Annotated in this window: 14 protein-coding genes; 10 read left to right on the plus strand and 4 right to left on the minus strand. The window is 70.6% G+C overall.

Annotated elements, in window-relative coordinates; all coding sequences use genetic code 11:
- Positions 1–71: 71 nt before the first annotated feature.
- Both J2Y70_RS10060 and J2Y70_RS10065 read left to right on the plus strand, forming a co-directional pair.
- Positions 72–1,286 (plus strand): MFS transporter, encoded by a 1,215-nt coding sequence (locus tag J2Y70_RS10060; RefSeq protein ID WP_309916725.1) that lies wholly within the window; start codon positions 72–74, stop codon positions 1,284–1,286.
- A 26-nt stretch (positions 1,287–1,312) separates the two neighbouring features.
- Positions 1,313–1,837 (plus strand): cyclophilin-like fold protein, encoded by a 525-nt coding sequence (locus J2Y70_RS10065; protein WP_309916728.1) that lies wholly within the window; start codon positions 1,313–1,315, stop codon positions 1,835–1,837.
- A 198-nt stretch (positions 1,838–2,035) separates the two neighbouring features.
- Here J2Y70_RS10065 and J2Y70_RS10070 read toward each other — a convergent pair whose 3' ends face one another.
- The 4 genes from J2Y70_RS10070 to J2Y70_RS10085 form a co-directional block, all read right to left on the minus strand.
- A complete protein-coding gene (locus J2Y70_RS10070; RefSeq protein WP_309916732.1) occupies positions 2,036–2,773 on the minus strand; it encodes a UTRA domain-containing protein in 738 nt (245 codons plus the stop codon).
- 276 nt (positions 2,774–3,049) lie between these two features.
- The gene (pnuC, locus tag J2Y70_RS10075) at positions 3,050–3,631 is read right to left on the minus strand and encodes a nicotinamide riboside transporter PnuC (RefSeq protein ID WP_309916735.1); all 582 of its coding nucleotides are present in this window, start codon (positions 3,629–3,631) and stop codon (positions 3,050–3,052) included.
- A gap of 316 nt (positions 3,632–3,947) precedes the next feature.
- Entirely contained in the window at positions 3,948–6,110 is a 2,163-nt protein-coding gene (locus tag J2Y70_RS10080) for a TonB-dependent receptor (RefSeq protein ID WP_309916738.1), read from the minus strand.
- Between the two features lie 158 nt (positions 6,111–6,268).
- Positions 6,269–7,414: a phosphotransferase gene (locus tag J2Y70_RS10085; RefSeq protein WP_309916741.1), complete on the minus strand. Its 1,146-nt coding sequence runs from the start codon at positions 7,412–7,414 to the stop codon at positions 6,269–6,271.
- A 491-nt stretch (positions 7,415–7,905) separates the two neighbouring features.
- On the opposite strand from J2Y70_RS10085, the gene J2Y70_RS10090 reads away from it, so the two are divergent.
- The 8 genes from J2Y70_RS10090 to J2Y70_RS10125 all read left to right on the plus strand — a co-directional run bounded on the left by J2Y70_RS10090 (position 7,906) and on the right by J2Y70_RS10125 (position 21,466).
- Entirely contained in the window at positions 7,906–8,751 is an 846-nt protein-coding gene (locus J2Y70_RS10090; RefSeq protein WP_309916744.1) for a glycosyltransferase family 2 protein, read from the plus strand.
- A 154-nt stretch (positions 8,752–8,905) separates the two neighbouring features.
- Complete coding sequence (gene pncB / locus J2Y70_RS10095) at positions 8,906–10,090, plus strand: nicotinate phosphoribosyltransferase (protein WP_263397224.1); 1,185 nt, start codon at positions 8,906–8,908, stop codon at positions 10,088–10,090.
- Positions 10,091–10,308: 218 nt separating this feature from the next.
- A complete protein-coding gene (gene bcsD, locus J2Y70_RS10100) occupies positions 10,309–10,767 on the plus strand; it encodes a cellulose biosynthesis protein BcsD (RefSeq protein ID WP_309916749.1) in 459 nt (152 codons plus the stop codon).
- 49 nt (positions 10,768–10,816) lie between these two features.
- Positions 10,817–11,215 (plus strand): hypothetical protein, encoded by a 399-nt coding sequence (locus J2Y70_RS10105; protein ID WP_309916752.1) that lies wholly within the window; start codon positions 10,817–10,819, stop codon positions 11,213–11,215.
- Between the two features lie 99 nt (positions 11,216–11,314).
- Complete coding sequence (bcsA, locus tag J2Y70_RS10110; RefSeq protein ID WP_309916755.1) at positions 11,315–13,468, plus strand: UDP-forming cellulose synthase catalytic subunit; 2,154 nt, start codon at positions 11,315–11,317, stop codon at positions 13,466–13,468.
- 47 nt (positions 13,469–13,515) lie between these two features.
- Positions 13,516–15,810, plus strand: a complete 2,295-nt coding sequence (gene bcsB / locus J2Y70_RS10115; protein ID WP_309916758.1) for a cellulose biosynthesis cyclic di-GMP-binding regulatory protein BcsB — start codon at positions 13,516–13,518, stop codon at positions 15,808–15,810.
- On the plus strand, positions 15,807–16,967 hold the full coding sequence (gene bcsZ / locus J2Y70_RS10120) for a cellulose synthase complex periplasmic endoglucanase BcsZ (protein WP_309916761.1): 1,161 nt from the start codon (positions 15,807–15,809) through the stop codon (positions 16,965–16,967). Before bcsB ends, bcsZ begins: the two co-directional genes overlap by 4 nt.
- Positions 16,955–21,466, plus strand: coding sequence for a cellulose synthase subunit BcsC-related outer membrane protein (locus J2Y70_RS10125; RefSeq protein ID WP_309916763.1), 4,512 nt, complete (start codon positions 16,955–16,957; stop codon positions 21,464–21,466). The genes bcsZ and J2Y70_RS10125 overlap by 13 nt, the downstream gene beginning before the upstream one ends.
- Positions 21,467–21,538 lie beyond the last annotated feature (72 nt).

A 21,538-nucleotide genomic window follows, 5' to 3' on the forward strand; every position in this document is an offset into this window, starting at 1 on the left:
GCTATGGGCATGCGCGCTGTCCTCTCCCTTGAAGCACCCAGGCCGGCCGGCGAGCCGCAGGACGCAACGCCATGACAGGCGCTCCAACAAGCACGTCGGTGGGCGGCATCGAACGCGCCGCGACAACGCAGTTGGCCAACTGGAGCGGCGTATTCGCCATGACGCTGTGCGTGTTCGCGCTGATCGCATCGGAATTCATGCCCGTCAGTCTGCTGACGCCGATGGCGACCGACCTTGGCGTCAGCGAAGGCCTGGTGGGATATGGCATCGCCATCTCCGGTGCATTCGCGGTGCTCGCCAGCCTGTCCATCCCTGCGCTGGCCGGCAGCATGGACCGCAGGATGCTGTTGCTTGCGCTGACCGGCGCGATGGCTGTGTCCGGCGCGATCATCGCGATGGCGCCGAACTATCCGATCTACATGCTCGGCCGCGCGCTCATCGGCGTGGTCATCGGCGGTTTCTGGTCTATGTCTGCGGCCACCGCCATGCGCCTTGTGCCGCTCGCGCAGGTGCCGCGCGCCTTGTCCATCTTCAACGGCGGCAACGCGTTGGCCACGGTGATCGCCGCGCCGCTGGGCAGCTACCTGGGCGCGGTCGTTGGCTGGCGCGGTACCTTCTTCTGCCTGATTCCGGTGGCCGCCATCGCCTTTGTGTGGCAGTGGGCAAGTCTGCCGGCCATGGCCGCCGAACGCAGGGCCGGCACCGGCAATGTCTTCCGCCTGCTTAGAAGCCGACATATCGCTTTGGGTATGGCGGCCTGTGCTGCGTTCTTCATGGGGCAGTTCGCGTTGTTCACCTACCTGCGGCCATTCCTTGAAACGGCGACGCGGGTCGAGGTGGCCACGCTCTCGCTCATCCTGCTGGGGATAGGTGTGGCGGGCTTGGTGGGTACCGTCGTGATCGGGGCGGTTCTCAGGCGCGGCCTGTATCGCACGCTGACCGCCATCCCGGTGCTCATGGCGACGATCGCGCTGGCGCTCATCCCCTTGGCCCACTGGCTATGGCCAGTTGCCGCGCTGCTGGCGCTATGGGGGTTGCTGGCGACTGCGGCTCCCGTGGGCTGGTGGAGCTGGATCGCGCGCGCCATGCCGGCGGATGCCGAAGCGGGTGGTGGGTTGATGGTGGCAGTGATCCAGCTCGCCATCGCCTTGGGTTCGACTGTGGGCGGGGCGCTGTTCGATCGCAGCGGCTACGAAAGCACCTTCGTGGCGAGTGCGGCGCTGCTGCTGTTCGGCGCGTTCCTGTCCCTGATGGCGTCGCGTTCGTCCGTGGCGCCATCCGCTTGACGACCTGTTCGCTCCGGAGCGATGCCGTGCACTTGAAACTGCGCTCCCTCATCGAACAGCGGGCCTTGGCACGGTGGTGGCCCCTGTGCGAGGCAGTGGCGTTGCTGGGCATGGTGACGCTTGCCGGGTGCGCCGCGAACCCGTCCGAGGCGCTTGGGACGATGGCTCAGGATGCGCGTGGCGCGTCCGCGAAATGGGAGGGTACGCACGTGTGGATGACCGTCGGCGAACGCCGCTTTGCCGTCACGTTGGCCGATACCTCTGCGGCCCGGGCGTTCGCCGCCCAGCTCCCGCTGGCGTTGGACATGGCGGAACTCAACGGCAACGAAAAACATGCCGACCTAGCGAAAGCGCTTCCCGCCCGCGCGAGCCGGCCGGGCACGATCCAGAAAGGCGATCTGATGCTCTATGGAACGCGCACGGTGGTCGTCTTCTACGAAAGCTTCCATTCGTCGTATTCCTACACCAGCCTGGGGCGGGTGGACGATCCCGCCGGCCTGGCCCAGGCCCTGGGCCGAGGCGACGTCCGGGTCGCTTTCTCGGCAGAGTGAGCCCGTTGATCTGAGCCCATCCTTGTGCCAAATGTCGTGCGGCATGCGCAGATCGCTCTTCTCGCGGGTCTGCAGATTGCCTGTCCGCTCGCTGTCGCTGCGACGTGTCCTCGCACCTGCGCGAGCGCTGTGGCGGCTGCCCGCATTCGCGCCTCGCATGGTGGGTCGCATTGCGCCGCCAGTGTCGCCAGTGCGGCCTTACTCGGGCGGCGCCTGCACCTCCACCGTCACTTCCAGCACGTCGTGGCGCCAGGACTCGATGTCGAACTCCACCGCGCGGCCGTCGGCGGCGTAGCTCACCCGCTGCAGCCGGAAGCACGGCGTGCCGGCGGTGGACTGCAGCAGCGCGGCCTGCTCGGCATCCAGCGTGGTCGGATACATCGACAGCCGGCTGCGCGCCTGGCGCAACCCCAGCCGCTGCGCGAGCACGGCGCTGAGCGAAGCGGCCAGGTCGTAGTCGAGCAAGGTCGGTGCCCAGGCGGCCAGGATCGCGTTGGTCTCCAGCAGCACCGCGCGGCGGCCGATCCAGCGCCGGCGCTGCAGGACGAAAACCTCTTCAGCGGCATCGTCCAGTTCCAGCTGCCGCGCCAGCATGGCGCCGGCCGGTTGGCGGCGCGCGCCAAGCAGTTCGGTATGCGGCATGCCGCCCTGCGCGGCCACGTACTGCATGAAGCCGGCGATGCTGGTGGGGTCGTGGCGCACGCGCGGCGCGCTGACGAACCAGCCACGGCGGTTCTCGCGGTAGATGTGTCCTTCCGATTCGAGTTGCTGCAGCGCCTCGCGCAAGGTGATGCGGGTGCAGCCGAACAGCGCGGCCAGTTCGCGCTCCACCGGCAGGCGCTGGTCCGCGGCCCATTCGCCGCCAGCGATGCGCGCCAGCAGCGCATCGACGATGCGCTGGCCGAAGCCGGTGGCGGGATTCAATGGCGTGGGCATGGGCTCTCCGTCGCGCGATGGCGCGTGTCTTACATGGTTGCAGACAACCGGCCACGTTTGTGCGAGCGGCTCCCGGGTCGCCACGGGTCATCGGTCGCGACAGGCCTTGCTGGTAACGCCCGTCGCAATTGAAAGTCGCTCCCGCATCGCCGGTTACTGCAATGCCAGGGCGAGAATGCGCCAGCGTAGCGGTCCCGGTATCCGTGGCGCCGCCGCGCCGGGCCGTCATTCGCTAGCGCGTGCCGCATGGGTTGCGGCGCATGCGGATGCGCCGGCTCATGGCGCCGGCTGCGCGGCGACGGCGCGCTGCAGGTCGGCCTGCCACAGCCGCAGGCCGTACACCGCCAGCACCACGAAGCCGGCATACAGCGCCGCGGTGGGATACAGCCCCTTGTAGACGAAGACGCCGACGTAGACGCAGTCGAGCACGATCCACAGGCCCCAGTTGGCGATGCGTTTGCGCGCCGCCCAGAAACTGGCGACCAGGCTGAAGGCGGACAGCGCCGCATCCAGCCACGGCAGCGCGGCGTCGGTGTAGCGATGCATCAGCCAGCCCAGCAGCGCCGCGCCGGCGGCGCCGGCCAGCAACGACCGCACGCCTTCGCGCCGCGGCAGCGGCCCGACATGGACCTTGCCATGGTCCAGCCGACCCTGGCTCCAGCGCCACCAACCGTAGCCCTGCAGGAACACGTAGACGCCCTGCAGCAGCATGTCCGAATACAGCTTCCATTGGTAGAACAGCCACGCATAGAGCAGCACGGCGACGACGTTGACCGGCCAGCACCAGCGCACCCGCCGCGCGGTCAGCCACACGCCGAGCACATTGACCAGCACGGCGAGGAGTTCGAGGGGGGACATGGGGTGGGGGCTCGGTTTTGGGGGCGGGACTCGGGACTCGGGAATCGGGATTTTCGCAAGTTCGATGCTTTTGCGCTTTTCTGTGGGAGTGGCTGAAGCCCCTCCCACAGAAAAGCAGCTCGGCTAGGGCGCCTCAAAAAGCCGCTTTCTCTTCAAAAAAATGGCGCTTATTTCATCAAATCGCTTGACAGCGATTTACCCCGGGACATCATCCTGCTGTCCCGAGTCCCGAGTCCCGAGTCCCGAGTCCCGAGTCCCGAGTCCCGAGTCCCGAGTCCCGAGTCCCGAGTCCCGAGTCCCGAGTCCCGAGTCCCGCTCAGAAATCGACCTGCACCGCCAACCGCGCCGTCCGCGGCGCGCCCAGGAACAGATAGTCGTCGCCGGCGTATTCGCCGACGTCGCGCCAGTAGCGCTTGTCGGCCAGGTTGTCCACGCTCAGCCGCAGCGTGGTCGGCACCGCGCCCAGCCGCGTGGCGTAGCGCGCGCCCAGGTTGTACACGGTATAGCCGCCCACCTCGGCATTGCCGATCCGGTCGGCGTACTTGGCGCCGCTGTACTGCGCGCCGCCCAGCAGCGCCAGGCCGGCCACACCGGGCACGTCCCAACTGGCCTGGGCGCTGGCGCGCAGCCTGGGCACGTTCAAGGCCTGGTGGCCTTCGTAGGCGGGCGTGCCGGTGTCCTCGGCGCGCGCGCGGATGCCGGCGACGCTGGCCTGCAGGTGCAGCCGTTCGCCGATCGCGCCGTCGGCCGACAACTCGATGCCGCGGTTGTGCAGCCGGCCCTGCTGCAGGTACAGGAAGCTGCCGTCGGCCTGCGGCTGCGCGTACTGGTAGGCCTGGCGCATGTCGAACACGGCGGCGCCCAAGGCCAGGCCGTCGCGCTCGTATTTCAGGCCGGCCTCGCTCTGGTAGGCGGCGGTCGGCGCGAGGATCGCGTCGGCATTGCTGGCGAACCACGAGGCGGTGCCGCCGGGCGACAGGCCCTTGGCAAAGCTGGCATACAACGACAGCGTGTCGTGCGGCTTGAACAGCAGTGCCGCCTGCGGCAGCAGTTCCGAGCGGCGGGTGTGCCGGGTCAGTGCGCCGTCGCGGTCCCAGGCACGCTCGTCGTAGCGCACCTGGCGCGCGCCCAGCAGCAATTGCCACGCCTCGCCGATGCCGATGCGATCGCTGGCCAGCAGCGCGGTCTGCGTGCTGTCCAGGCGCCGCCGCTTGGGATCCAATTCGGCATCGGCCTGGGCGTAGACCGGCGGATCGGCGTCGATGTTGCCGGTGCCGATCCACTCGTTGATCGAGCCGTGCCGGTCGATGCTGCGCTGCAGGTAGTCCACGCCGACGTTGAGCTGGTGCTGCAGCGCGCCGGTGGCGAAGCTGCCGGACACGGTCGCCTGCACCTGGTCGTTGCGGCGGGTGTCGTCGGGGCTGCGGTAGTCGTAGACGTCGTAGTCGCCTTCGCGGCTGAAATAGTTGGGAACCGCGTCGGCGGCGCAGCTGGCCGCGCCGTAGCAGCCCCAGGCGAAGCTGGAATAGTCGTCGATCACCGCGCGGCTGTGGGCAGCCGCCAGCTGCGCGCTCCAGGCGTCGTTGAAGCGGTAGCGATAGCGCAACTGGGCATTGAGCGCATCGATGCCGACCGGCTTGGACCACGGCTGGTAAGCCAGCAGCCGGTGCACCGACACGTCGCTGGGCACGCGCGTGCCGCCGAGCAGCTGATAGCCGGGGACCGAGCGCTGCTGCCGGTCCTGGTATTCCACGTCCAGCTGCAGCGTCGATCGCGGGTCGATGTTCCAGTCCGCGGCCAGCGACAGGAAGTTGCGGTGGCCGTCGGCATGCGCGACGTAGCTGCGGATGTCCTCGTGCGCGGCATTGACCCGCAGCCCGAACTGGCGGTCGCGGCCGAACCAGCCGCCCAGGTCCGCCGCGGCGTAGCGGCCGCCATCGTCGTCGGTGCCCAGCACCAGCGTGCGCACTTGTTGCGGGCGCTTGGTCGTGTAGTCGATCACGCCGGCCGGTTCGGTGAGGCCGGACTGCAGCCCGGACAGGCCCTTGAGCACCTGCACCTGCTGCTTGTTCTCCAGCGCCACGTTCTGCTCGCCGGCGATGGTCAGGCCGTTGATGCGGTAGCTGTTGGCGGCGTTGAGCGAATAGCCGCGCACCACGAAGTTCTCGTAGTAGCCGATCGGCGCATAGCTGTCGCCGACCGAGGCATCGGCGCGCAGCACCTCGCTGAGCACGCGCACCTGGCGGTCGTCCAGCTGCGCGCGGTCGATCACGCCGATCGACGCGGGCGTGTCCAGCAGCGCGGCGTCGCCGTAGCCGGCCAGGTCGGAGCGGTTGCGCGGCTGCTCGGCCTGCACGTTGACCGCGTCCAGTTCGACCGGCGTGCGCGTGTCCGCATCGGTGGCGCGTGCCGGTGCGGCGGTGGCGGCCAGCGCCAAGGCCAGGGCGAGCGGCGCGAGCGCGGGGAGGGTGTGGGACATGCTGGGCCTCTAGGCGGAAAGCGGAACGGAAAGAACGGATGCCGCTGCGCGCAGGCGACAGCGGCGTCGGGTATCGGGTGCGACGCCGCGCCGGCAGCGCTGCGCAGCAGGCACGCGCCATGGGCAAGCCGGCGTGCGCGGCCGCGCGCGCGTGGCGCTCATCGCGCCGCCTCGGCGTGCCGCTGCAATCGCTGCAGCATGCGCTGGCCTTCCTCGCCGCCGAACCAGTCGGCATGGCCGAGCAGGTAGCGGCGGTAAGCGATGTCGGCGTTCGCGTCGGAGCCGGTGATGCCGGCGAAATAGTCGATCTCGCTGAGCGCGAAGTCGGCGTGCGCGATCGGCATCAGCGCGGCCAGCAGGCGCAGCTGCGCCGCGTCCAGCGGCGACACCTGCGCGTAGCCGTGCAGCAGCGCGTCGAGTTGGTCCAGGTCGGCCGCGGCGCGGCCGCCAACGTCCAGTTCCAGCCACGGCACCAGGTTGCGCTCGATCGCGGTGGCCAGGTCGAACAGCGCGAAGCTGCGGTCGGCCAGGCCGAAATCGAACACCGCGCTGACCTCGCTTGCCGTGCCCTGGTCGCGCCACAGCAGGTTGGAGGCGTGCCAGTCGCCGTGCGTCCACAGCGGCGGCGGCGATCGCAGCGACGGCCAGGCCTGTGCGTGCCAGGGCAGCAGGTGCCGGCGCAGGTCGCCGCGCCAGTCGCGTCGCTGCAGCCAAGCCGCCAATGCCGGCCGCCCGCGCAGGTCCTGCTGCAGCGCCTGCAACGGATCAGCGCTGCCGAACAGGCGCAGGTTGGCGACCAGCAGCGCGGTGCTGCGCGGCGCGGCGACGTAGTCGGCGGCGGCGCGGTGCAGGCGCGCGAGGGCGCGCCCGGCGGCCTGCGCATGCGCGGAGCCGGCGAAGGGCTGCCACGAGGCGGTGTCGCGGTAGAGGTCCTCGCCTGCGGCGGCGCGCTGCACCTCGTAGGTCCAGTCGCCGATTTCCACCGCGCTGGCGCCGTCGGCCGTGCGCAGCAGCACCGGCACCGGCACGTCGCGCGCGCGCAGGTGTTCGATGAAGCGGTGTTCCTCGCCCAGCGTTTGCGCGTCGCGCAGGCGGCGGTGATGGCGCTTGACGAACAGGGTGCCGACCGCGCTGTCGACCTCGGCCGCGGCGGAGAACGGGCGCGGGCTGTGCCAGCGCAGGGCGCGGACCGCGTCGGGCAGGGCCATGCGCCGCAACAGCGCGTCCACCTCATCGCTGCGCAAGGGTGGCCAGTCCGCCGCTGCCGGGGCCAGGCCCATGCCGTGGATCTGGTGCGCGCTCATGCTGCCTGCCCGGCGCGCAGGTGCGAGCCGATCGCGGCGCAACGCAGCGTCGTCCGGCAGTTTTTGGAGGTTGGTCTAGACCAATGACGCGGAGCCCCGGGGCGGCGGCCGACGGCAAGGTCGGTCGCAGGGCGGCGGCGCTGCCGGGCCGTCGGCATGCACGGCCACCGCCACAGGGGGCGGCCGATGCGTAGCGAGCCTGGCGGCAGCGCGCCGTAGAGGGCGCTAGCCGTCATCTACACCGCGAAAAGCAGGGGGACCGGCGATTCTACCGCGTCGGCGCGTGCGATTGACGCGCGGGTGCGCGGCGATGCCGGCGCACTGTGCCGCGGCATCGTCCATGCGGGTCCAGCCGTCGGGCAGCGGGCGACCGTTTCCGCGCCGTCGGCGCGGCGCTGGCAGGCGGTGACGTAGAGGTCCTGCAGCAGGCTTGTCGCCGCGCGCAGGCGCGGCGCCTTCTGCGCGCGGTGCTTTCCCCGGATAATCGGCGGATGAGCGAACAGCAGATGGCCGTGGTGGTGGTGACCTACGAGAGCGGCAGCACCATCGACGCCTGCCTGCAGCGGCTGCGCGCGGCGGCGCAGGTCGCGCAGATCCGCGTGGTCGACAACGCCTCGCGCGACGACACCCTGGCGATCGTGCAGCGCCACGCGCTGGAGGACCGGCGCGTGCGCTTCATCGCCAATCCCGACAACCCCGGCTTCGCCACCGCCTGCAACCAGGGCGCGGCGGCCAGCGATGCGCCGTGGCTGGCGTTCGTCAATCCGGATCTGATGGTGGAGACCGATACGCTGGCGCTGTTGCGCGCGCAGGTGGCCGCGCTCGGCGACGCGCTGCTCGGCGTGGAGCAGGTCGACGAGCACGGTCGCGCCGACGCGGCGGTGCGCCGCCGCGATCCGGACTTCGCGGCGATGCTGCGGCATCCGCTGGCCGGTTCGCGGCTGGCGCTGGCGGCCGATCCGGCACAGCCGCTGCAGCGCGTGGACGCGATCTCCGGCGCGCTGATGCTGCTGCCGCGGGCGCTGTTCGACCGCATCGGCGGCTGGGACGCCGGCTACCGGCTGCATGCCGAGGACCTGGACCTGTGCCGCCGCGCGCGCCAGGCCGGGGCCACGGTGGCGGTGGTCAATGGCCTGCGCGTCGTGCACGTGCGCGGCGTCTCCAGCCGCAAGCGGCCGTGGTTCGTGGAATGGCACAAGCACCGCGGGCTGTGGCGTTATTTCCGCAAGTTCGAGGCGCCCACGCGCAGCGCGCCGGTACGCGCGGCGGTGTGGGCGGTGATCTGGCTGCACGCCTGGGTGACCTTCGCCAGGTTGTGCTGGCGGCGGCCTGGCTGAGCGCGATGCGGCGCGCTGGCGCATTCGGCGCCTCGCGTTCCTGTAGGAGCGGCTTCAGCCGCGACCGGCGTTACCGGTAGTGCCGGTCGCGGCTGAAGCCGCTCCTACAGAGGAGCCGGAGCGAGCCGGTAACACGCTGGCGCATAATGCCGCGATGATCATCGATTCGCTGCTCGACACCGACCTGTACAAATTCACGATGATGCAGGCGGTGCTGCACCAGCATCCCGGTGCGCAGGTGGAATACCGCTTCAAGTGCCGCACGCCGGGCATCGACCTGGCGCAGTTCCTGGAGCAGATCTCGGCCGAGATCGACGCGCTGTGTGCGCTGCGCTTCCGCGCCGAGGAACTGGACTACCTGCGCGGGCTGCGCTTCATCAAGCCGGACTTCGCCGATTTCCTGGCGCTGTTCCATCTGGACCGCAAGTACCTGCAGTTGCGCGCCTCGGCCACGGTGCCGGGCGAGATCGAACTGCGCATCCGCGGGCCGTGGCTGCACACCATCCTGTTCGAGGTGCCGCTGCTGGCGATCGTCAACGAGGTCTGGTTCCGCAACACCGGCGGCGACGACCACGACGAGGGCCTGCGCCGGTTGCAGGCCAAGATCGCGCTGCTGCGCGACAGCAGCGGCTACGGCGGTTGCGCGATCGCCGACTACGGTACCCGCCGCCGCTATTCGCGGGCCTGGCACGGCGAGCTGTTGCCGGTGCTGCAGCAGACCCTGGGCGCGCAGTTCGTCGGCACCAGCAACGTGTACTTCGCCTGGCGCTACGGGCTGACCCCGCTGGGCACGATGGCCCACGAATACCTGCAGGCGTTCCAGGCGCTGGGCCCGCGGCTGCGCGATTCGCAGGCCGCCGCGCTGGAGTCGTGGGCGCGCGAGTACCGCGGCGACCTCGGCATCGCCCTGTCCGACGTGGTCGGGCTGGAGGCGTTCCTGCGCGACTTCGACCTGTACTTCTGCAAGCTGTTCGACGGCATGCGCCACGACTCCGGCGATCCGTTCGAATGGGGCGAACGCATGCTGGCGCACCTGCAGCAGCACCGGGTGGACCCGCGCAGCAAGATCCTGGTGTTCAGCGACGGCCTGGACATCGACAAGGTGATGCGGCTGTACGCGCATTTCCGCGACCGCTGCCTGCTCGCCTTCGGCGTCGGCACGCACCTGACCAACGACCTGGGGCCCAAGCCGCTGCAGATCGTGATCAAGATGGTCCGCTGCAACGGCCAGCCGGTGGCCAAGCTCAGCGACTCGCCGGGCAAGACCCTGTGCGACGACCCGGCCTACCTGGCCTATCTGCGCCAAGTCTTTGACGTGGCCGCCGATCGTCCAGAGTGAGACGTGGCCGGCCGACTTCCGGGCCGGTTGCGACCAAAATACAGGCGAGCGGCGCCAAGCCGGAGCAGGCTATGCTGTGGTGCAGCATTTGGCTATGATGGGCCGGAAAGTGAGAACTGTATCCCGTTGATGGCGGGATCGGCCATCTTGGCATCAAGCTTGCTCGGTACCCTTTGCCCGGCACTGCCGTGCCATTTTTCCAACGCAGGCAGCACCCGATGAGTCCTTCCGAGGCACACGCGCATTTCCGTACCCAGGCCTGTTCCCGGCAGTGGCGCGGCTTCCTGCGTGCCTTGGCCCAGGAGTTCGCGGCGGAGCTGGGGGTGGAAGACATGGCGCTGCTGATGGCGCGGATCGGTCGCCGTTTCGCCGGCGAGCATCCGGTCGGGGCCTGCGCGACGCTGGACGAGATCCAGGCCGCGGCCAACCGGGTCTGGGAGCGGGTGGAGTGGGGGTATGTGCGCTTCGAGGAGCAGGCCGACCGGGTCGACCTGCACCACGTGGGCTCGCCGTTGCAGATCGCCCTGGCCGGGGAGACGGCCGGGGCGGATGGGTTCCTGGAAGGGGTGTACCACGCCTGGTTCGAGCAGGCCGGCATGTCGGCGGGCCTGGGGGTCCGCGCGGTGCCGGTCGACGACGAGGATGTCCGCCGTTTCGTGTTGTGCCGGGTCGCCTGACTCAGGTACTCGATCCACCAGACACACAAATCATCTTAGGGGGTGATCGATGTCCAAGAAGACCGACCAAGCCGGCGCCGATGCGGCCGACGACATTTCCAGCCTGTTCGCCAAGCTCGGCAGCCAGGGCGCCAGTGCGTACCAGGATTTTTCCGGGGCGCGGCTGAGCGCGCCGGAGCCGGCCGCCGCAGAAGCGCTGCCGCCCGCCGAAGCGTTGCCGCCCATCGCGCCGGTATCCGTGCCGACGCTGTCGGTGGTGCGCGCGCCGGTCGAGTCCAGGCCGGTCGTGGCGCTGCCCGTGGCAAAGCCCGCCGCGGCGGAACCCGCGCCATCGGCTGCGGTCGCTGCGGCCACGCCGCTCGCGCAGCTGTTCCAGCGCCTGCTGGAGACCGGCCGCGATCGCGTGCCGACGCCCGACAGCCCGCTCAAGCGGTTCCAGATCCGCTGACGCATGCGTGCGCGCGCCGCTGGCGCCGCGTATCGTTGTCATGTGTCGCGCGGAGGGGAGAACGCGCGCCGCTTCGCCCCTCCTCGCTAGGAATCGCTGATGAGCGCTGCGTCCGCATCGCGTGCCGGTCAACCCATGCACACGCTGGCCACCTGGTCGCTGTGGGCGCTGGGCGCCTTGTTGTTGGTGTTCGTGGTCGCCATTCCGATGGACGTGCCGCAACAGCTGCTGTTCTCGCTGGTGGTGTTCATCGCGGCGATGCTGTTGCGCCGCAGCGGCAGCCGGCTGGCGGTGCTGGTGATGATGTCGCTGTCGCTGGCGGTGTCCTCGCGCTACATCTGGTGGCGCATCACCCAGACCATGGGCGTGAGCAGCGCGGTCGACCTCAGCCTCGGCCTGGGCCTGCTGCTGGCCGAGGTGTATGCGTTCACGATCCTGGTGCTGGGCTATTTCCAGGTGCTGTGGCCGCTGAACCGGCGCCCGGTGCCGCTGCCCGCCGACCAGAACGAATGGCCGACGGTGGACCTGTTCATTCCCACCTACAACGAGCCGCTGTCGGTGGTGCGCTCCACCATCCTGGCCGCCAGCGTGATGGACTGGCCGGCGGACAAGCTCAACATCTATCTGCTCGACGACGGCCGCCGCGAGGAGTTCCGCGCGTTCTGCGCACAGGCCGGCATCCACTACCTCACCCGCACCAACAACTTCCACGCCAAGGCCGGCAACATCAACGCCGCGCTGAAGAAGTCCAGCGGCGAGTACGTGGCGATCTTCGACTGCGACCACATCCCGACCCGCTCGTTCCTGCAGGTGGCGATGGGCTGGTTCCTGCGCGACCGCATGCTGGCGGTGGTGCAGATGCCGCACTACTTCTTCTCCGCCGACCCGTTCGAGCGCAACCTCGGCAACCACGGCAAGGTGCCCAACGAGGGCGAGCTGTTCTACGGCCTGCTGCAGGACGGCAACGACCAGTGGGACGCCACCTTCTTCTGCGGCTCGTGCGCGGTGATCAAGCGCAAACCGCTGGAGGAAGTGGGCGGGGTGGCGGTGGAAACGGTGACCGAGGACGCGCACACCGCGCTGAAGCTGCACCGGCGCGGCTACCGCAGCGCCTACATCACCGTGCCGCAGGCCGCGGGGCTGGCGACGGAGAGCCTGTCCGGCCACGTCGCCCAGCGCATCCGCTGGGCGCGCGGCATGGCGCAGATCGCGCGGCTGGACAATCCGCTGTTCGGCAAGGGTCTGCGCCTGTCGCAGCGGCTGTGCTACGCCAACGCGATGCTGCATTTCTTCTACGGGCTGCCGCGGATCATCTACCTGACCGCGCCGCTGGCCTTCCTGTTCTTCGGCGCGCACGTGATCCACGCCTCGGCGCTGATGATCCTGGCCTACGCGCTGCCGCACATCATGCAGGCCAACCTGACCAACCTGCGCACCCAGGGCAAGTTCCGCCACCTGCTGTGGAACGAGGTCTACGAGACCACGCTGGCCTGGTACATCCTGCGCCCGACGCTGGTGGCGCTGTTCAATCCCAAGCTCGGCAAGTTCAACGTCACCCCCAAGGGCGGCCTGGTCACGCGCAGCTATTTCGACCGACAGATCGCCAAGCCCTACCTGTTCCTGCTGGTGCTGAACCTGGCCGGCCTGGCCGCCGGGGCGATGCGCCTGTTCTACACCGATGCCACCGGCGAAGCGCAGACGATCTGGTTCAACCTGGTCTGGACCGTCTACAACGTGCTGCTGCTCGGCGCCACCATCGCCACCGCCAGCGAGATGCGCCAAGTGCGCCGCTCGCACCGCGTGCCGCTGGACATCCCGGCCACGCTGTACCTGCCCGACGGCCAGGAACTGGCCTGCCGCACCGTCAACTTCTCCACCGGCGGCATGGCGCTGAAGCAGGCCGAGGCGGCGCCGGTGGAACCGGACACGCTGGTCGACGTGGGCCTGTCGCACCGCAATACCGAAAAGCGCCTGCCGGCGATCGTGCGCCACGACCGCGACGGGCACATCAGCGTGCAGTTCCGCAGCATGTCGATCGAGCAGGAGCGCTGGCTGGTCGCCTGCACCTTCGCCCGTGCCGACATCTGGGTGTCGCAGTGGGGCCGCCACGACCGCGACAACTTCTGGAAGTCGATGGGCCAGGTGTTCGCGGCGAGCATGCGCGGCTTCAAGCGCCTGGGCCAGCACATCGGCGAGAGCGTGCGCGGCGGCTTCCGCCCGGCGCGTCCGGCCGGCGAGGAATCCGCGCCGTGAGTCGCCTCCGCCCGTCGTTTCCTTCCTCTTTCTTCCGGTTGCCCTCGATGCGTCTACCTGCCCTGGCCGCGTGCTGCCTCACCATCCTGTCCGGCCTGGCGCTGGCGCAGGAGCCGACGCTTCCGGCCACCGCGCCGGCAGCGCCCAATACTGGCGCCGCGCCGGTGCCGGCCACGCCGGCGCTGGGTGTGCAGGAGCGTTCGGCGACGCTGAAACAGCTCGGCATGGACTACGAGGTCACCCTGCGCGGCATCCAGGGCAGCGCCGGCGTGGCGTTCAGCACGCGCACCGACGAGGTGGTCGAGGCGGCGACGCTGCACCTGAGCTACAGCTACTCGCCGGCGCTGCTGCCGGAGCTGTCGCACCTGAAGGTCACCGTCAACGGCGTCACCGTGGCGACCCTGCCGGTGACCCGCGAGAACGCCGGCAAGCTGCAGCAGACCGACGTGCCGATCGATCCGCGCCTGGTCAGCGACTACAACCAGCTCAACCTGCAACTGATCGGGCACTACACGCGCGAATGCGAGGACCCCGACCACACCAGCCTGTGGGCGAACATCGACCCGGCCACGCGGCTGTCGCTGAGCACCACGCCGCTGGTGCTGGCCAACGACCTGGCGCTGCTGCCGGTGCCGTTCTACGACAAGCGCGACACGCGCCGCCTGGAATTGCCGTTCGTGTTCCCGCAGCGCCCGGACCTGGCCACGCTGCGCAGCGCCGGCATCGTGTCCTCGTGGTTCGGCGCGCAGGCCGGCTACCGCGGCGCGGTGTTCAACGTCTCCATCGGCGACGTGCCGAGCAGCGGCAACGCGGTGCTGTTCGCCACCCAGAACACGTTGCCGGCGGAGCTGGCCACCGCCGAGAACGGCCTGGGCGAGATCGCCGGCCCGACCCTGGCGGTGGTGACCAACCCGCGCGATGCGGCCGGCAAGCTGCTGCTGGTGCTCGGCCGCAACGACGCCGACCTGCAGCAGGCGGCCACCGCGCTGGCCCTGGGCACGCCGTTCAACGGCGCCGTGGCCAGGATCGGCGAACTCAAGCAGGCGCAGCCGCGCAAGCCCTACGATGCGCCGAACTGGATTTCCAGCGACGGCCCGGTGCGCTTCGCCGACCTGGTGGCGCAGACCTCGCAGCTCAACGTCACCGGTTATCACCCGGACCTGATCCGGGTCGGCCTGCAGCTGCCGCCGGACCTGTTCGTGTGGCAGCGCGACGGCATTCCGGTCAAGCTGCGTTACCGCTACACGGTGCCGGATGCGCTGAACAAGTCCGCGCTCAACGTCAGCATCAACGACGCCTTCGTCACCACGCTGCCGCTGAGCGGGCGCCCGTACGCCGAATCGCTGCCGCTGCAGTGGTGGCACGACCTCAAGGCCAAGGGCGCGATGCCGGTGGAACAGAAGCTGCTGCTGCCGACCGGCCCGTTCTCGGCCAACAGCCAGCTGCGCTTCCACTTCTTCTTCGACAGGCCGCAGGCCGAGGCGTGCAAGAACACCTTCCCCGACGTGTCGGGCGCGATCGACGCCGATTCGAGCGTGGACCTGAGTTCGTTCCACCACTACATGGCGATGCCGAACCTGGCTGCGTTCGGCAATGCCGGCTATCCGTTCACGCGCCTGGCCGACCTGTCCGAATCCACCATCGTGGTGCCGGACGAGGCCAGCGACCAGGACGCCTCCAACCTGCTGACCCTGCTCGGCAAGCTCGGCGCCTCCACTGGCTATCCGGCGCTGCGCGCCACGCTGATCCATGCCGGCGAGGTGGACCAGCACGCCGACAGCGATCTGCTGGTATTCGGTTCCTCGCGCTCGCAGCCGCTGTTCCAGCGCTGGAGCGCGCACCTGCCGATCGGCGACGGCGCCAACGGCCGGCGCTTCTCGATGAGCGACTGGGTGATGGACAAGCTGCCCGGCTTCCTGTCCTTCGACGCGCGCCGCACCGACCTGCCGACCACCGCCGACGTGGCGGTGAAGCCGGCGCCGGGCGACGTGGTGCTGATGGGCTTCGAATCGCCGCTCAAGCCCGGGCGCAGCGTGGTCGCGCTGCTGGCCGAGGATCCGGCCAGCGTCGGCCAGTTGTTCGAGGCCTGGTTCGAGCCGGCCACGCTGAAGGACTTCCAGGGCAGCGTGGTGCTGTTGCAGCAGGGCAAGATCCGCAGCCTGGCCGGCAACCAGGCCTACTACGTCGGCCACCTGCCGCCGCCGACTTGGGCGCGCTGGTACTTCTCGCAGCATCCGCTGCTGCTCGGGCTGGCGGTGGTGGTGCTGAGCCTGCTGCTGGCGCTGGCCGCGCGCGTGGTGCTGCGCCGGCACTCGGCGCAACGGTTGCGGGACGGGCAATGACCCCGCACGCGCGACAGCGCCGCCATCTACTTGGCGGCGTGCTCGCCGCGGGCGCTGCCGCGCTGCTGCCGCCGGCGCCGGCCGTGGCCGCGGCGGCCTGCACGCCGTGGCGCGAGTGGACCGGCTTCGTCGCCAAGCACATCGACGACGGCGGGCGGGTGATCGATTTCAGCAATGCCGACCAGCGCAGCACCTCCGAAGGCCAGTCCTACGCGCTGTTCTTCGCGCTGGTGGCCAACGACCAGGTGCTGTTCGACCGGCTGCTCGGCTGGACCAGGCACAACCTCAGCGGCGGCCGTCCGCAGCAGGTGTTGCCGGCCTGGCTGTGGGGCCGCGCCGGCGACGGCAGCTGGCGCGTGCTCGACGACAACACCGCCAGCGATGCCGACCTGTGGATCGCCTACGCGCTGCTGGAAGCGGGTCGGCTGTGGAAACGCCCCGGCTACACCCAGGCCGGCATGCAGATGCTGGCGCTGGTGCGGCGCCACGAACTGGTCGAGTTGCCCGGCTTCGGCGGCATGTTGCTGCCGGCGGTGCAGGGCTTCGTCAAGCCGCAGCGCTGGACGCTCAATCCCAGCTACCTGCCGATCCAGCTGCTGCGCCGCTTCGCCGCCGCCGATCCGAAGGGGCCGTGGGCCGGACTGGCGCAGCGCAGCGCGCGCCTGCTGCGCGACAGCGCGCCGGTCGGTTTCGTCCCGGACTGGATCGCCTGGGACGGCCGCGCGTTCGCGGTCGATCCGGACAAGGGCGCGCTGGGCAGCTACGACGCGATCCGCGTGTACCTGTGGGCCGGCATGCTCGATGCCGGCGAACCGTTGCGCAAGGCGCTGCTCGAGGACCTGTCCGGTCCGTTGCAGCAGTTGCAGGCGCAGGGCCACTTCAGCGAAAAGATCGACACCCGCCTGGGCGTGGGCAGCGGCGCCGCGCCCGCCGGCTTCGCCGCCGCGCTGCTGCCGTATCTGAGCGCGCTGCGCCAGCCGGCGCTGCTGAAGGCGCAGGCGCAACAGATTCCCGCGCCCGGCGATGCCGCCGCGGCCAAGCTTCCCTATTACGATCGGGTGCTGGTCCTGTTCGGACGCGGCTGGCTCGACAACCGCTATCGCTTTTCCGCAGACGGCCTGCTGCAGCCCGCCTGGAGAACCCAATGTTCCGCATGAACCTCAAGCCTCTGTATCTGGCCGGCATGATCGACCTGTGCCTGCTCGCCGGCAGCGCGCACGCGCAGACCGGCAACGCCACCCAGCAACTGGTCAGCCAGGGCAACTACTGGCACGACCAGGGCCGCGACGACCTCGCCGCCGACACCTGGCGCAAGCTGCTGCGGGTCGACCCGAACCAGCCCGACGCGCTGCTCGGCCTGGCCCAGATCGACCTGGCGCAAGGCCGCCAGGGCGAGGCGCGCAAGCGCCTGCAGCAGTTGCAGAAGGCGCACCCGCAGGCACCGCAGACGCAGCGCCTGAGCCAGGCGATCGGCGGCACCGGCGACAGCGCCAATCTGCGCAACGCGCGCCGCGCCGCCGCGGCCGGACGCTACGTGGAGGCGGTGCGCGAGTACCAGGCGCTGTTCGCCGGCAAGGCACCGCCGGAGCACCTGGCGCTGGAGTACTACCAGGCCCTGGCCGGCACCCCGCAGGGCTGGGAAGGCGCCCGCGACGGCCTGCGCCGGCTGGCCGCCGCGCAGCCCAACAGCGGCGCCGCGGCGCTGGCGCTGGCGCAGGTGCTGACCTACCGCGAACCGACCCGGCGCGAAGGCATCGCCCAGCTCGGCACGATGAGCAAGCGTGCCGACGTCGGCGGCCCGGCGCGTGCCGCCTGGCGCCAGGCGCTGCTGTGGCTCAATGCCGGCAGCGCCGACGCGCCGCTGTATCAGGCGTTCCTGGCGGCCAATCCGAACGATGCCGAGGTGGCCAACAAGGCCGCGCAACTGCGCCAGCAGCGCACCGCGCAGGCCGCCGACCCGGCCGGCGAACAGCTCGGCGAAGCGTTCAAGGCGCTCAACGCCGGCAATCTCGGCGTGGCCGAACAACGCTTCACCCAGGTGCTGCGCGCGCGTCCGCGCGATGCCGACGCGCTCGGCGGCCTGGGCTCGATCCGCCTGCGCCAGCAGCGCTTCGGCGAGGCGCAGGAACTGCTGCGTCCGGCCGCGGCCGGCAACGGCAAATGGCGTTCGGCGCTGGACAGCGCGCGCTATTGGCTGCAGTTGCAGCAGGCGCAGGCCGCACGCGGCCGCGGCGACAGCGACGAGGCCCTGCGCCTGGCCCAGCAGGCGCTGAAGCTGCAGCCCAACGAAGCCACCGGCCACGTGCTGCTCGGCGACCTGCAGGCAGCCACCGATGCCGCCGCCGCCGAACGCAGCTACCGTCAGGCGCTGGCGCTGAGCGCCGACGATGCCGGCGCGCTGCAGGGCCTGATCGGCCTGTACAGCCGCCAGGGCCGCGCCGACGAGGCCAGCGCGCTGTTCGCCAGGCTCAGCCCGGCGCAGCGCGAAAAGGCCGGCGGCGAAGCCGCGCTGCGCTCCAACGTGCAGCGCGCGCGCGCCAAGCAGGCGCTGGAAGCCGGCGACACGGTCACCGCGCAGAGCGAACTGGAAGCGGCGATGGTCGAGCGCCCCGGCGATCCGTGGGTGCGCTTGGACCTGGCGCGGCTGTACCAGCAGGCCGGGCGCCCGGACCAGGCGCGCAGCGTGATGGACGGCCTGCTCGCGGTGCACGGCGACATGCCCGAGGCGCTGTACGCCAACGCGCTGCTGGCGCAGGAACGCGGCGACTGGGCCAGCGCCTACGCCAGCCTGGAACGCATTCCGACAGCGGCGCGCACCGCGGAAATGAGCGCGCTGCGCAACACCGCCTGGGTCGAGCAGCAGGCCGCGCAGGCGCGGCTGCTGCAACAGCAGGGCCGCGCCGGCGAGGCGCAGCTGCTGCTGGCGCGCACCGAGGCCGCGCTCGGCGGCGCGCTGGAACAGCCGGCGCTGCTGGCGTCGATGGCCGGCGCCTACGCCGACATCGGCAGCAACCAGCGCGCGCTGACCCTGGCGCAACGCCTGGTCGCGCAGAACCCGAACACCGAGGCGCGGCTGCAGTACGCCAGCGTGCTGCTGCGCGCGCAGCAGGACGCCGAGCTGGCGGCCACGCTGCGCCAGTTGCGCGACACCGACATGAGCGCCGAGCAGCAGCGCCGCTACCAGTCCCTGCGCAGCGGCTACACGCTGCGCCAGGTGGATGCCCTGCGCGAGCTGGGCAACCTGGAAGCGGCCTACGACGCGCTGGCGCCGCTGCTGGCGCAGCAGAACCAGGATCCGAAGGCGGTGGCCGCGCTGGCGCGGCTGTACGCCGGCGCCGGCGACCAGCGCCAGGCGCTGGTGCTGTACCAGCAGCAGTTGCAGCAATCGCCCAACGACCTGGACACGCTGATCGCCGCGGCCAACACCGCCGCCGCGCTGCGCGACCTGGACAGCGCCGAGGATTATCTGCAGCGCGCGCTGGCGCAGGCGCCGGATTCGCCGGCGGTGCTGAGCGCGGCCGGCCGCGTGTACCGCAGCGCCGGCAAGAGCCGCAAGGCCGAAAGCTATTTCCGCGCCGCGCTGGCGGCGCAGGCGCGCGAGGCCGGCCAGCACGACAACGGTCTGCCGGCCGCCAACGGCCCGGCCTCCTTCGCCGGCGCCGGGCGCCCGCTGAACCCGTTCGCCGGCATGAGCGGGCGCATGCCGCGCAGCCCGGCGGTGGTTTCCGACAGCCTCGGCGGCGGCTATCCGGCGCCGGCCTATGCCGCGGCCGGCCAGGTCGCACTCCCGGCGCTGCCGGCCGCGGCCGGCGCGACTTACGCCAGCGGCGGCGACGACCTGCCGCCGCCGGCCAGCGCCAGCGCCAGCGCCACCGTCGGCGTGCAGCTGGCGGCGCTGCCGGTGCCGGGCCAGCGCGCGCCTGTGGCTGCCAGCGTGGCACCGTCCTACTATCCCGACGACCGCGTCGCCACCACCGGCAGCGCGCGCCAGGCGCAGGCGCTGGCCAGCCCGGCGCGCACCGGCACCGTGCTCGACGAACTGCGCGAAGTGCAGTCGGAGAACAGCGACAGCCTAGCTGCCGGCGCCCTCTACCGGGCGCGCGACGGCGAGGCCGGGCTGGGCAAGTTGAACGATCTGGAAGTGCCGCTGCACGGCGAGTTCGCGGTCGGCGAAGGCAAGCTCAGCGTCGATGTCACCCCGACCCTGCTCGATGCCGGCACGCTCGACACCGCCTATTCCACCGCCAGCCGTTTCGGCGCCGGCCCCACCGCGGCGATGGGCGATGCACTGGCCGCCGACCGCACCCCGATCGACGAGCTGATCGGAAGCGATCTGTACCAGCTGCTGCTCACCGAAGGCGACAGCAACGCCACCCGCAACGCGCTGCGCACCTACGCGGTGAACACCGGCCTGTACAACGAGCTGTACAACGACACCGACGCCACCTTGACCAATGCGCAGCGCGAGGCCGCGGCGCTGCAGGCGCTGTATGCCGAGCCGCTGTCGGCATTCTTGCTCGGCAACGTCGCCGCGGACGTGTCGATCAGCACCCTGGCCAGCGCCATCCTCGGCGATGCCTCGCGCAGCGCCGACCTGAGCGCGGCCGACGTGGCGCGCTTCCAGGCGCTGGCCGCCAACACCACCGCGGCCAGCCTGACCCCGGCCGGCTTCAGCCAGGCGCTGTACACGATGGCCGCCAACGGCGCCGGCGCGCGCCGGCTGGACCAGGACGCCAGCGGCGTCGGCGTGGCGGTGAAGTACAAGCACGGCGGTTTCGCCGCCGACCTCGGCAGCACCCCGATCGGCTTCCCCGAGCAGCGCATCGTCGGCGGCGCGGGTTATCGCGGGCAGATCGGCGAGAACCTGACCTACTCAGGCCAGGTGTTCCGGCGCGCGGTCAGCGACAGCCTGCTGTCCTTCGCCGGCGTCGACGACGGCCGCGCCGGGCTCAGCTGGGGCGGCGTGACCAGCAACGGCGTGCGCCTGTCGGCCACGCTCGACAACGGCCTGCTCGGCGGCTACGCCAACCTGACCGCCGATCGCCTGGTCGGCCACAACGTCGCCGACAACGACCACCGCCAGGTGGACCTGGGCGTATACGTGCACGCGCTGGAGACCGAGAACCAGTCGCTGACCGCCGGCCTCAACCTGACCGCGATGCAGTACGACAAGAACCTGAGCGGCTACACCTACGGCCAGGGCGGCTACTTCAGCCCGCAGGACTACGTCGACCTCGGGTTCCCGGTGCACTGGAGCGGGCGCTCGTCCGGGCGCAAGGTCAACTGGAGCGTGGACGCCAGCGTCGGCGTGCAGCATTTCCGCAGCGACGACAGCGCCTACTTCCCGACCAGCGCGCAGATGCAGCAGGCCGCCTACGACGCCGCCTCGCTGGCCGCGCTGCTGGGCCTGGTCGACACCTACACCGCGCCGGTCTACGCCGGGCAGAGCAAGACCGGCGTGTCCTACAACCTCGCCGGCGCGGCCGAATGGCAATTGGCGCCGCAGCTGTTCCTGGGCGGGCGGCTGATCTTCAACAACGCCCGCGACTACAACCAGTTCAGCACCAACATCTACGTACGCTTCGTGCTCGACCGCCTCGGCGCCGGCCTCGGCCGCCGCCCGCAGGTGCTGGCCTCGCCGTATGCGGGGGAGTAGGGCGAGGCGCCGGCGTTCGGTTGTCGGGAGATGCTGAGGGAGCGGCTTCGGCACCGAGGCTGTGCCGGCGTG

Origin of the sequence: Xanthomonas sp. 1678, from assembly GCF_031455575.1 — a bacterium.
GTDB lineage: Bacteria > Pseudomonadota > Gammaproteobacteria > Xanthomonadales > Xanthomonadaceae > Xanthomonas_A.

Bases quoted from the DNA above. Each gene is read 5' to 3' on its own strand.
- J2Y70_RS10060 (WP_309916725.1), top strand. From the start codon at position 72: ATGACAGGCGCTCCAACAAGCACGTCGGTGGGCGGCATCGAACGCGCC.
- J2Y70_RS10070 (WP_309916732.1), bottom strand. From the start codon at position 2,773: ATGCCCACGCCATTGAATCCCGCCACCGGCTTCGGCCAGCGCATCGTC.
- pnuC (WP_309916735.1), bottom strand. From the start codon at position 3,631: ATGTCCCCCCTCGAACTCCTCGCCGTGCTGGTCAATGTGCTCGGCGTG.
- J2Y70_RS10080 (WP_309916738.1), bottom strand. From the start codon at position 6,110: ATGTCCCACACCCTCCCCGCGCTCGCGCCGCTCGCCCTGGCCTTGGCG.
- J2Y70_RS10085 (WP_309916741.1), bottom strand. From the start codon at position 7,414: ATGAGCGCGCACCAGATCCACGGCATGGGCCTGGCCCCGGCAGCGGCG.
- J2Y70_RS10090 (WP_309916744.1), top strand. From the start codon at position 7,906: ATGAGCGAACAGCAGATGGCCGTGGTGGTGGTGACCTACGAGAGCGGC.
- pncB (WP_263397224.1), top strand. From the start codon at position 8,906: ATGATCATCGATTCGCTGCTCGACACCGACCTGTACAAATTCACGATG.
- bcsD (WP_309916749.1), top strand. From the start codon at position 10,309: ATGAGTCCTTCCGAGGCACACGCGCATTTCCGTACCCAGGCCTGTTCC.
- J2Y70_RS10105 (WP_309916752.1), top strand. From the start codon at position 10,817: ATGTCCAAGAAGACCGACCAAGCCGGCGCCGATGCGGCCGACGACATT.
- bcsA (WP_309916755.1), top strand. From the start codon at position 11,315: ATGAGCGCTGCGTCCGCATCGCGTGCCGGTCAACCCATGCACACGCTG.
- bcsB (WP_309916758.1), top strand. From the start codon at position 13,516: ATGCGTCTACCTGCCCTGGCCGCGTGCTGCCTCACCATCCTGTCCGGC.
- bcsZ (WP_309916761.1), top strand. From the start codon at position 15,807: ATGACCCCGCACGCGCGACAGCGCCGCCATCTACTTGGCGGCGTGCTC.
- J2Y70_RS10125 (WP_309916763.1), top strand. From the start codon at position 16,955: ATGTTCCGCATGAACCTCAAGCCTCTGTATCTGGCCGGCATGATCGAC.